This is a genomic window from Pseudazoarcus sp. NS34, from assembly GCF_059703725.1.
This window is the reverse complement of the sequence record NZ_BAAKIZ010000001.1, coordinates 1,086,043-1,097,922: the sequence shown is the minus strand read 5'-3', so window position 1 is coordinate 1,097,922 and position 11,880 is coordinate 1,086,043. Positions and strand designations below refer to the sequence as shown.

Sequence of the window (11,880 nt, the reverse complement as noted above, 5' to 3'; positions counted from 1 at the left end):
CTCACACGTCCAGCGGATCGATGTCGATCTGCCAGCGCAGCGTCCGCGGCGCGCGTTGCGCGCGCAGGTAATCAAGCCATGCCGCCACGAAGCCCTGCAGCAAGCCGCGCTGATCGGCCTCAACCAGTAGTTGCGCACGTTCGCGGCGCGCCAGCCGTGTCATGCGCATCGGCACGGCATCAAACACGCGCAAGCCCTCCGGCGCCACCTGCAGCGCCCACTCGCGCGCACCGCTCAGAAACTCCAGCGCAGCCTCCAGCTCCGGCGCATCGGCACGCAGCATCACCTGATGACTGAAGGGCGGAAAGCCGGCCATCTGACGCTCATCCAGTTCGCGTGCGGCAAAGCCGTCGAAGTCGTGGCGGGCCAGATGGCGATACAGCGGATGTTCGGGAAACTCCGTCTGAATCAACACCTCTCCCGCCAGATGCGCCCGCCCGGCGCGGCCACCGACCTGCATGAGCTGCTGGAACAGACGTTCCGGCGCGCGGAAATCGGCGGCGTGCAGCGAAGAATCGGCCCCGATCACACCAACCAGGGTGAGCTTGGGAAAGTCGTGGCCTTTGGCCATCATCTGCGTGCCCACCAGAATGTCTGCCTCGCCGCCGGCAATGCGTGCGAGCAAGCTCTCCCACTGCGGGCGCGTGCGCGCGGCGTCGCGGTCCAGACGCAGCACCCGCGCCTGCGGAAACATCGCCGTAAGCCGCTCTTCGATGCGCTGCGTACCGCGCCCGAAGGGCTGGATGTCCTGGTTTCCGCAGCTCGGGCAAGCGGGGGGAATGGGCCCTTCGGTGCCGCAGTGGTGACAACGCATGCGCCGGTCGGCCAGATGCACGACAAGTTTGGCGGAACAATGCGGGCAGCCGCTGACCCAGCCGCATGAGGTGCATGACAGCACCGGCGCGTAGCCGCGGCGATTGAGGAATACCAGGCTTTGCTCGCCACGCTCCAGGCGTTGCCCGATGGCCTCGCGCATGGCCGGGCTGATGCCTTCGTCCAATCGGATGTGGCGGGTGTCGATGCAGCGCACCTTCGGCATGCCCGCCGACACCGCCCGCGCATCCAGCCGCAAGGGTTTGTAGCGCCCCTGTCGTGCGTGCTGCCAGGTCTCGAGCGAGGGCGTGGCCGAGCCGAGCACGATTGGCACGCCCCGGTCGTGCGCGCGCCATACGGCGACGTCGCGCGCCGAATAGCGCACGCCTTCCTGCTGCTTGTAGGAGGCGTCGTGCTCTTCGTCGAGCAGGATCAACCCGAGCCGGGGCAGCGGCGTGAACACCGACAAACGCGTGCCGAGAACGATGTCGGCGTGCCCCTCCATGGCCTGTACGAAGCCGCGCGAGCGCGCCCCGGCGGCCTGGCCCGAATGCAGGCTGACCACGTTGGCAAACGGAAAACGCGAGGCGACGCGGGTCTCGAGTTGCGGCGTCAGCGCGATCTCGGGCACCAGCATCAATACCTGGCGCCCGGCCGCCAGGGTGCGCTCGGCCAGTCGCAGATAGACCTCGGTCTTGCCGCTGCCGGTGACACCTTGCAGCAACCAGCAGCCGAAGGTGTCCAACCGTGCCGCAACCGCATCAATGGCGGCCTGCTGGTCGGAAGTGGGCACAGGAGCCGGCCCGGCGGTGTGCGGCGGCTGGTCGGCATCGACGATCTCGATCCAGCCCCGGCGCATCGCATCGGCCAGCGCGCCGGCCAAGGGGTGTTCGCGCGCGACGCTGCGGCGTAGCGCGCCGGCTTCGGCCAGTGCGAGGACCAACTGCCGGGCACGGCTTTCACGTCCGCTTTCGAGCGCCGCACGCCCGGCAGCGGAGACGCCGACGAAAGGATCTGCGGCGGCGGAATCGACCGCATCAGACCGGCGCAAACCCGGCGGCAGCGCCAGCGCGATCACCTCGCCGAGTGGTTCGTGATAGTAGCGGGCGACGAAACCGACCAGCGCAAGCCAGTCGTGTGGCAGGGGAGGCAATTCACGCAAGACGCGGGAAACGGACTTCAGACGGGATGAATCAACCGCCTCCAGAGGCAGCACATCGACAATGACGCCATTCTTTTCAGATGCCCCGAAGGGAACGCGGACACAGCGCCCGATATCGCTTCTGGATAGGCCTTCACACGCGTAATCAAAGAGTTGCGGCAATGGAACTGCAATCGCAACACGGGCGACGAGCTGTTCCGGAGGGCTCATTGATCCTGAACTTCCTTTTTAAACAATCGCTTGCGCATGAAACCTGATCACGATGATTGAAAGAGCCGCTAAGGCATTGCTCTTCAACCTTTAGGCGGGTTGTCCACAAAATCTGTGGATAACTTTGTGAAAAAGCTGGGCGAAACCGCGTGAACCCGCCGGAATGACGGGACTCCGGTCACATTGCCTTAACAATACGCAACAGAAACTTCATTTAAAAACAATGAGTTGAAATAAATGCTTGGCTGGAAACATTTTTTCTTCACGCAGATGCAGTCAAACACCCGACCGTGTGCATAAGTCAAGCCTGAATTTGCCTTTTTTCGGTTTCCCGAAGACGAAAATCAAGTGCCCGATCGCAAGCTTCGGCTGTGGCTGTGCACCGTCTCAACGAGCACGTCCACGGACTCCGGCGGCGTGAACTGCGAGATGCCGTGGCCGAGGTTGAACACGTGGCCCGCGTGCGGCCCGAAGGAATCGAGGACACGACGTGCCTCGGTCGCCACCACTTCCGGCGGAGCGAACAGCACGTTGGGGTCGAGGTTGCCCTGCAGCGCAACGCGGTCGCCGACCAGCGCACGAGCGCGGCCGATGTCCATGGTCCAGTCCAGCCCGACCGCATCACAACCGATGTCGGCGATGCTCTCCAGCCACAGGCCACCGCCCTTGGTGAACACGATGCTCGGCACGCGCTGGCCGTCGCGCTCGCGCGTGAGCCCGGCCACGACACGACGCAGATAGGCCAGCGAGAACTCCTGGTAGGCGGCCTCGGACAACACGCCACCCCAGGAATCGAAGACCATCACGGCCTGCGCACCGGCTTCGATCTGCGCATTGAGATAGGCAACCACGGCGTCGGCCGTGACCGACAGGATGTGGTGCATCAGGTCCGGGCGGCTGTAGACCATGCTCTTGATCTTGCGGTAGTCGGACGAACCCTGGCCCTCGACCATGTAGCAGGCCAGCGTCCACGGGCTGCCGGAGAAGCCGATGAGCGGCACCGACCCATCGAGCGCGCGCCGGATCTCCGACACGGCGTCCATGACGTAGCGCAGTTCGATGTTGGGATCGGGCGCGGTGAGGTTGCGGATTTCCCATTCCTCGCGCAACGGACGCTCGAAGCGCGGGCCTTCGCCCTCGGCGAAGTACAGGCCCAGACCCATGGCATCCGGCACGGTGAGGATGTCGGAGAACAGGATGGCGGCGTCGAGGTCGTAGCGCGCCAGCGGCTGCAAGGTGACTTCGCAGGCCAGGTCCTTGTTCTTGCACAGGTCCAGAAAGCTGCCGGCGCGGGCGCGCGTCTCACGATACTCGGGCAGATAGCGGCCGGCCTGGCGCATCAGCCAGAGCGGAGTGTAGTCGGTGGGCTGACGCAGCAGTGCGCGGAGGAAGGTATCGTTCTTGAGACGGCTCACGGGATCAGTCCTGTGGGACCGCGCAAGGCGCGGCCGAAATCGGTCGTAAAGGACGGATTATCCCGGTTTTCGGCACCGCTGCCGACCCTCACGCCACCAAACAGGGCTCAGCGACGCCAGAACACCGGCGTGAGCACGACCAGCAAGGTGAGCAGTTCGAGACGACCAAGGATCATCGCGAAGGACAGCACCCACATCTGGAGCTCGCTGAGGCCGGCGTAATTGGTAGCCGGACCGACCAGCGCCAGACCCGGGCCGGTGTTGTTGATGCAGGCCACCACGGCCGAGAAACCGGTCACCAGGTCGGCACCCAGGGCCGTCATCACCAGTGTCAGCGTGACGATGGACACCATGTACAGAAAGCTGAAGGCCAGCACGGCATGCAGGACGTTCTCGGACACACGCTGATGGCCCAGACGCACCGGGTAGACGGCGTTGGGATGCAGTGAGCGCACGATCTCGCGGTAGGCCTGCTTGTAGAGGATGATGGCGCGCATCATCTTGATGCCGCCGCCGGTCGAACCGGAGCAGGCGATGAAGCTGCCGAGAAACAGCAGCCACAACTGCAGAAAGCCCGGCCACATGGTGTAGTCGTGCGTCACCAGACCCAGCGAGGTCGAGATCGAGACAACGTGGAAGGCGACCTGCCGCACCGTCGTGGCCAGATCGGCCGTGCTGTCGAAGTACATCAGGTAGCCGGTCATCATCACGACGCTGGCCGCCAGCACGAGAAAATAGAACGGAATTTCCGGGTCACGCAGATACGGCTTGGGCGAACGGCGCACCAGTGCGAGGTAATGCGTGGCGTAGTTCAGGCCGGCCAGCAATGCGAAACCGATCACGACCAGTTCGATCGGCAGGCTCTGAAAGTGGCCGATGGAATCATCCTTGCTGGAAAACCCCCCTAGGCCAGCCACCGTGAAGGCGTGAATCACCGCATCCCACGGCTCCATGCCAACCGCCCACAGGCTGATGCCGCAGGCCACGGTCAGCAGCATGTAGGTCAGCCACAGCCCTTTGGCGGTTTCGGCGATGCGCGGCGTCAGCGACGACTCCTTCATCGGCGTCGGCACCTCGGCCTTGAACAGCTGCCGGCCACCGATGCCCAGCAGCGGCAGGATCGCGACCACCAGCACGATGACGCCCATACCGCCGATCCAGTGCATGAAGGTGCGCCACAGGTTGATCGCCACAGGCAGATCGTCGATGCGGTAGAGGATGGTGGCGCCGGTAGCGGTCAGACCCGACACCGCCTCGAAGAAGGCCTTGCTGACGCCGAGCTCGGGCATGAAGCCGTATAGCGGGATGGCGCCGAAGATCGGCAACACCAGCCAGGTCAGCACCACCAGCAGGAAGCCGTCGCTGGGTCGCAGATCGCGCTTCTTGCCCCGCGTGAGCGCCCATACGATGGCCCCGCACACGAAGGTGATGAGCATGGCCCGGTCGAAGGCCGACACCGCCTCGTCGGCATGCAGGTGGGACACCGTCAGCGGCACGCTCATCAACAGGCCGAAGATCATGATGATCAGGCCGAGCGCGTTGAAAACGGGAAAGAAGCTGCGCATCTTAGAGGAACGTAAATCCGACCTGGAACAGCTTCTCGACCTGACGCACAAGCTTCTTGTGCGTGCAGAACACAATGATGTGGTCGTCCTGTTCGATCAAGGTGTCGTGGTGCGGCATGATGACTTCACGCCGGATCACCCGTTCGTCGCGCATTTCATTGCGCACGATGGCGCCGATGGTCACGCCACGCGGCAGGGGGATGTTCTCGATGGCCTTGCCGACCACCTTGGACTCCGACGGCGTGCCGTGCGCGACGATCTCCAGCGCCTCGGCCGCGCCACGGCGCAGACTGTGCACCGCCACCACGTCGCCGCGCCGCACGTGTGCGAGCAGCGTACCGATGGAGATCTGCGCCGGAGAGATGGCGATGTCGATCGGCCCGCCTTGCACCAGGTCGACGTAACTCTTGCGGTTGATCAATGCCAGCGTGCGCCGCGCGCCCATGCGCTTGGCGAGCGAGGCCGACATGATGTTGTCTTCCTCGTCATTGGTCAGCGCCACGAAGAGGTCGATTTCGTCGATGCCCTCGTTCTCGAGCAGCTTCTCGTCGGTGGAGTCACCGCGCAGAACCAGGGTGCGATCAAGGTTGGTGGCGAGCAGCTCGGTGCGCCGCTTGCTCACGTCGAGCAGCTTGACGTTGTAGTCCTGCTCGATCGAGCGTGCCAGCCGGAAACCGATGTTGCCGCCGCCGGCGATCATGATGCGGCGCATCGGATGATCGCTGCGGCGCAACTCGCGCATGACCTGACGGATGTGCACGCTGGCGGCCAGACAGAACACTTCGTCGCCTGGCACGATGATGGTGTCGCCCTCGGGGATCAGCGCCTCGCCGTTGCGGTAGATCGCCGCAATGCGCACTTCGATGTTGGGGAGGTGGTAGCGCAGGGCCTTGAGCGGGTGGCCGACCAGCGGGCCGCCTTCGAAGGCGCGCACGCCGATCAGGCTCAGCGTGCCGTCGGCAAACTCCAGCACCTGCAGGGCTTCCGGGAAGGAGATCAGGCGCTTGATGTAGTCGGTGACGATCTGTTCGGGACAGATCGAGAAATCGACGGCGAAATTCTCGCTCGACAGCAGTTCAGGGAAATCGACGAACTCGCCGGAGCGCAGCCGCGCAATCCGCGTCGGCAGGTTGAACAAGGTACGCGCAACCTTGCATGCGCACAGGTTGCTCTCGTCGGACTGGGTGACGGCAATCAGCAGGTCGGCGTCGTCGGCACCGGCATCGCGCAATACGGACGGCGAAGCGCCGTTACCGCACACGGTGCGCACCTCGAAACGCTCGCGCAGGGTGTCGAGCAGTTCGGCGTTGGAATCGACCAGGGTAATGTCGTTGGCCTCGGAAACCAGGTTCTCGGCCACCGAGGTGCCGACCTGTCCCGCACCCAGAATGATGATTTTCACTTCCGGACCGCCCTCATTCCGAAAGCGCGCATTGTACGCTCGCCCTGAGGCTCATGGTGCAGCGCGCAATTCCCATCGCTTCAGCTCTCGGCGGCGCTCTTGCGACCCGGCTGAAGGCCGAGTTGCTTGAGCTTGCGATACAGATGGGTACGCTCCAGACCGCACTTCTCGGCGATCCGCGTCATGTTGCTGCCTTCGGAACGCAGGTAGTGCTCGAAGTACAAGCGCTCAAAGGCTTCGCGCGCTTCGCGCAGCGGCTGGTCGAAGGAGATCGCATGCACGTTGTCGGCCGGTGCGGGCAATACACGACGCACATCGGCGAGGCTGATCTCGTCTTCGAGCGTGCCCAACGCCAGTGACTTCACGGCAGCTCGCAATTCACCAAAACCACCGGTCCAGGGTTGGGTGCGCAGCGCATTGAGGGCTGCAGTCGAGAATCCCCGACGGGGGACCTCACCGCCTTCGACCAGGTGCACCAGCAACTGGGACGCCACTTCCGGGACGTCATCCTGCACGTCGGCAAGCGTCGGGGGCACCAGGCTGACTTCGAACAGACGGGACACCAGACGTTCTTCCCAGCCTTCGGCAATCAGAGCATCCGGGCCGGACTCGGCTGCCACCACCACGTGCAGATTGAAGCGGTCGAGGCGTTCCAGCGCAAAGGCGAGGTTCTTCTGCTGAGTGCGCGTCAGCTTGCCGGGCTCGCCGACAAAGACCACGCCGCCGCTGCAGTTCTGCAACTGGGTCAGATCAATCGGGTGACTGACAGTGCTGAAATCGAGCCACGGCGAACCATTGGGCTTGATGCTGCGCGCCGCGAGCTCTGCGAGGCTGCCGGGGCCGGCCCGCAGCGCCAGCACGCGAGCCTTGTCGGCGATCTGCTGCAAGCGCTTGCGCAGCTCGCGCAGAGGCGCGGAGCGCGGAAAGGCCGCCAGGGTGAGCGGAGCAGGCTGACCGGTTGCGCTGGGGCGCTGCAGGCCGCGTTTGACGGCAGTGAGCAGCTTCTGCAAGGCGATGGGCTTCTCGAGGTAGTCGATGGCGCCGATACGCGTTGCCTCGACCGCCGTGTCGATGGTGCCGTGACCGGACATCATCACCACCGGCATGGTCAGCTGACCGTTGGCGGCCCACTCCTTGAGCAGGGTGATGCCGTCGGTGTCAGGCATCCAGATGTCGAGCAACACGAGATCAGGTCGTTTGGCATTACGGGCGGCGCGCGCGGCGCCGGCGTTCTCTGCCAGAACGACATCGTGACCTTCATCGCAAAGAATCTCGGAGAGGAGTTCGCGGATGCCGACTTCATCGTCGACGATAAGAATGTTCGCCATCTTTGCTCTTTACCACGTTTCTGCGTTGCGTTCCGGAACGGCTTCACCGGCGAGCGGAAACCGCACGGTGACGACGGCGCCACCTTCCGGTCCGTTCGACAGCTGAACGTCGCCGCCATGCTCATCGACGATCTTCTTCATGATCGCCAGCCCCAGCCCCGTCCCGCGGGCCTTGGTGGTGAAATACGGCTCGAAGGGCCGCGTCAGCACTTCGGGAGGGAAACCCGGACCGTTGTCGCGCCAGTCCAGTTCGATCATGTCGGACGCTATCCGGGTGGTCAGCGTGACCTGCGCGCTGGCTGATCCGCCCAGCGCGTCTTCGGAATTCTGGAAGAGATTATGAATGATCTGTCGGATCTGCGCCGGATCCCCGTTGGCAAGTGGTGCGCCGGGCGCGAACTCGCAGCGTACATGCAGCGGCGAGCTTTCGTACAGGCCGAGTACCTCTCCGACCAGCGCGTGCATGTCCACCGGCACGTAGCCGGGACTCTGCGGCCGTGCGTAGTCGCGGAAGGCGTTGACCAGGTTCTTCATCGCCTCGACCTGGTTCACGATCGTCTTGGTCGCGCGCTGCAGGATCGCCTGACCGTCCTCGTCGAGTCGGCTTTCAAGCTTGTAGGCCAGCCGTTCGGCTGAAAGCTGGATCGGGGTGAGCGGATTTTTGATCTCATGCGCGAGGCGCCGCGCGACTTCACCCCAGGCGGCTGTTCTCTGAGCACGCACCAGCTCCGAGATGTCGTCGAACACCACCACCATGCCGCCGCCACTTGAAGCCGGCAGACGTGCACCATGGATGCGCAGCGTCTGTGGCTCGTTGCCGTCACGCACGATTTCGACCTGTTCGTGCCACTCGGCCTGATTGCGGGCGAATCCGTCGAACAAGGCATCGCGGAATCCGTGCAGCCGCGGCCAGTGCGACAGCGGGATTTCCTCGAAGCCTTCGAGCGCGTCGCCGAGGATGTCGACCGCGCCATGGTTGGACGCGCGCAAGCAGCCGTCCTCGCCGAAGGCCAATACCCCCGCCGAGAGGTTGGCGAGCACGCTCTCCAGATAGACGCGCGCCGTCTCGACCGCATGCCGGCTCTTGTCGGCCTGCCCGCGGGCCTCTTCAAGCTGACGGGTCATCTGGTTGAAAGACTGGGTAAGCACACCCAACTCATCGCGGGCCGGTAGCGCACGCCTGGGGCTGAAGTCACCTTGGGCAACGGCGCGCGTGCCTTCGGCGAGGATCAGCAGCGGCGCGACCAATCGGCGCGTCAGCACGAACGCGACCGCAATCGCTCCGAGCAGCGCGAGAAACAGCGTGAGGGTCAGGGTCAGCAGATAGATCTGGCTCAGTCCGTCACGCCCGATGACGATCTGCTGATACTCGCGGTGGGCTTCCTGCACCGCTTCGACGTTGCGCAACAAGGCGGTCGGCACGGGTTCGGTTAGCTGGAGGTAGTAGGGATCGCCGAGCATGCTGCGATTCTGAATCGGTACGACGACGCGAATCATCATGCTTTCGTCATGCGCGGCCTCGACCTGAGCATAGCGACGCAACTGACGCGCCTGACGGAGCTGGGCGGAATTCGGCAGGTCGGGAAGCAGGCTGCCAACGCCGCTGCTGACGGTCGTGATCAATTGCCCGCCCGGGCCCATCAGCGTCAGGGTTGCGACGCCCGAGCGCTCACGCAGCGCATTGAGGCGCATGGACGAGGCAGCAATATTGCCGTCGAGCTCGATCGCAACGTCACGGCCGCGTTCGACCACTTGGCTGACCAGGTGATCGAGCGCCGTCTGGCCCAGCACGATACCGCCATCGAGCGCACGCTCGACACGCACGTCGAACCAGGAATCGATACTGCGCACGACGAAGAACAGCGACACCGCATACAGGATCAACCCCGGTATGACGGCCATCAGCGCAAACATCAGCATCAGCCGGTACTTGATGCGCGAACCAAAGCTGCGCGCACGGTACTCACGCCACAGCCTTACCAGCTGCACCATCACGACCGACGCCAGGATCACGGCGGCTACGCCGTTGATGGCAAGGAGCTGCGGGAAAAGACCACCCAACAAGTCGAGATTCGCGCTGACCGACGTCAGCAAGAACAGCGAAACTGCTGCGAGCGCCAGAATCAGCGCAATGCCGGCGCGCTTCATGGCCGTGGCTCCCCGCTGAACTGCCAATGCACCCATGGGGTTGCGAGCGTCCATTCCCGCCCCCCGGTAGCCGTAACCACCAACAGCTTGGGCAACAGTTCGATCTGGTGTCGCATGCGCAGCGAAGCACGGTACTCAGAGCCTTCCGTGATCGCTGCATAGGGCATCACGTACCAGTTGCGGACACGTGTCATCGTAAGCAACGCGGCGTCGAGGGTATCGAAGGTTCGGTGCAGACCGCCGAACGAGAGCCGGTAGCTGCGGGTAACGGCATGGTAAGCAAGCCGGTACTGCAGCATGCTTTCGAGCACCGTATTGTCAAACCAGTACCAGCGGGGCTGCTCGACCTTGAGGTCGATGCTGAAATGCAGCGAGACTCCCCGCTGCAGCGCGTCGATCAGCCGTGGATTGAGGCCGAGCTGAAAATCGGCGTTGAGGACATAGCCCTCCTCGGTGGCGATCATGGCAGCCGAAGCGACCTTGGCGTCAGCTTGGGCGATCAATGGCAGACACGCGAAGATAAACGTGAGCGTCAAAACCCTCAGGCGATCAAGCAGACTTCCGCAGCAACGCGTAGTAAAAGCCGTCATGCTCGGCATCCGGCAGCAGTTGTAAATCCATCCGGTCATGCAGCGGCTGCCTCTCCACGTCGGGGTGGCGATCGCAGAAGGCTGCGATCTGCGCGCCATTCTCAGCGTTGAATACCGAGCAGGTTGCGTACAGCATTGTGCCACCTCGGGCGAGGCTTGGCCAAAGCGCATCCAGGATCTGTGCCTGCTGCGCGGCGAAGCCGGCGATATCCTCGTCGCGGCGAAGCCACTTGATGTCGGGGTGTCGGCGTACCACTCCGGAAGCGCTGCACGGCACGTCGGCGAGAATCCGGTCGTAGGGCTGGCCATCCCACCAGCTATCGAGGTCGCGCGCATCGCCACACAGAGTCTCGGCCTTCAACCCAAGGCGATCGAGGTTGGCGCGCACACGCGCCAACCTCGTGCGATCAACATCCAGTGCGGTCATCTGCACTGCAGCCTGCTCAAGGATATGCGCGGTCTTTCCACCCGGCGCCGAACAAGCATCCAGCACTCGCTCGCCGGCCATCGCCCCCAGTAGTTGAGCCGCGAACTGAGCACCGGCGTCCTGCACCGAAACTTTGCCTTGCGAGAAACCCGGGAGTTCAGCAACGCCCATCGGGTACTGCAGGCGCAGACCGTCTTCGCCGATTGGCGTAGCCTCAATGCCAGCTGCGGTCAGCTCCTCCAGGTACGCCTCCCTGCTCATCACCCTGCGGTTCACCCGCAGACTCATGGGGGGATGCGTGTTGCCAGCATCCAGAACTGCTTGCCATGCCTCGGGCAGAGAGGATTTCACTCGTGCCACCCACCAATCTGGGTGGCGCGACCGAGCAGCCTCATCTGCGTCAATTGCACGCTGGAGGTCTTCACGCTGACGCAGGTAGTTTCGCAACACCCCATTCACCACCCCTTTCAGGCCAGGTACGCGGGACGCAGTGGCCTGCACGGCTTGATCGACAACAACGTGCGTACGGTCGGGCTGAACTTCCAGCCGGCGCAATGCGATCAGAAGAATGGCGTGGATGTCATCGGGCAACGGTTTGGACAGCAGTCGATCAAGTACGACGTCGCCTGCTCCGTAGTCGCGCAGCGTCGACCACGCGAGATCGCGCACTGCACCGCGCGTTGCCGCCGGCCATTGGGGATTGGCCGAAAGCATGTTCTCCCAGCTCTCGGTAAGGTTCCTGCCTTGGAATACACTGGCCATCAAGGTCGCAGAGTGACACATTGCGTACGCAAGGCTGTCGCTTGCCAAGCTTTGGCGA

Annotated in this window: 8 protein-coding genes; all 8 read right to left on the bottom strand. The window is 63.7% G+C overall.

Annotated features, from left to right (window positions below; all coding sequences use genetic code 11):
* Position 1 precedes the first annotated feature (1 nt).
* Positions 2 to 2,185, bottom strand: a complete 2,184-nt coding sequence (locus tag AC6H0N_RS05275) for a primosomal protein N' (protein ID WP_497573013.1) — start codon at positions 2,183 to 2,185, stop codon at positions 2 to 4.
* 344 nt (positions 2,186 to 2,529) lie between these two features.
* Entirely contained in the window at positions 2,530 to 3,600 is a 1,071-nt protein-coding gene (gene hemE, locus AC6H0N_RS05270; protein WP_497573012.1) for a uroporphyrinogen decarboxylase, read from the bottom strand.
* 107 nt (positions 3,601 to 3,707) lie between these two features.
* The gene (locus AC6H0N_RS05265; RefSeq protein WP_497573011.1) at positions 3,708 to 5,165 is read right to left on the bottom strand and encodes a TrkH family potassium uptake protein; all 1,458 of its coding nucleotides are present in this window, start codon (positions 5,163 to 5,165) and stop codon (positions 3,708 to 3,710) included.
* Position 5,166: 1 nt separating this feature from the next.
* Positions 5,167 to 6,567, bottom strand: a complete 1,401-nt coding sequence (trkA, locus tag AC6H0N_RS05260; RefSeq protein WP_497573010.1) for a Trk system potassium transporter TrkA — start codon at positions 6,565 to 6,567, stop codon at positions 5,167 to 5,169.
* Positions 6,568 to 6,647: 80 nt separating this feature from the next.
* Complete coding sequence (locus AC6H0N_RS05255) at positions 6,648 to 7,895, bottom strand: sigma-54-dependent transcriptional regulator (protein WP_497573009.1); 1,248 nt, start codon at positions 7,893 to 7,895, stop codon at positions 6,648 to 6,650.
* A 9-nt stretch (positions 7,896 to 7,904) separates the two neighbouring features.
* Positions 7,905 to 10,043 (bottom strand): sensor histidine kinase, encoded by a 2,139-nt coding sequence (locus AC6H0N_RS05250; RefSeq protein ID WP_497573008.1) that lies wholly within the window; start codon positions 10,041 to 10,043, stop codon positions 7,905 to 7,907.
* On the bottom strand, positions 10,040 to 10,633 hold the full coding sequence (locus AC6H0N_RS05245) for a DUF4390 domain-containing protein (protein WP_497573007.1): 594 nt from the start codon (positions 10,631 to 10,633) through the stop codon (positions 10,040 to 10,042). Before AC6H0N_RS05245 ends, AC6H0N_RS05250 begins: the two co-directional genes overlap by 4 nt.
* Positions 10,593 to 11,822 carry a 16S rRNA (cytosine(967)-C(5))-methyltransferase RsmB gene (rsmB, locus tag AC6H0N_RS05240; protein ID WP_497573006.1) on the bottom strand — a complete coding sequence of 410 codons (1,230 nt, stop codon included), beginning with the start codon at positions 11,820 to 11,822 and terminating at the stop codon, positions 10,593 to 10,595. Before rsmB ends, AC6H0N_RS05245 begins: the two co-directional genes overlap by 41 nt.
* Positions 11,823 to 11,880 lie beyond the last annotated feature (58 nt).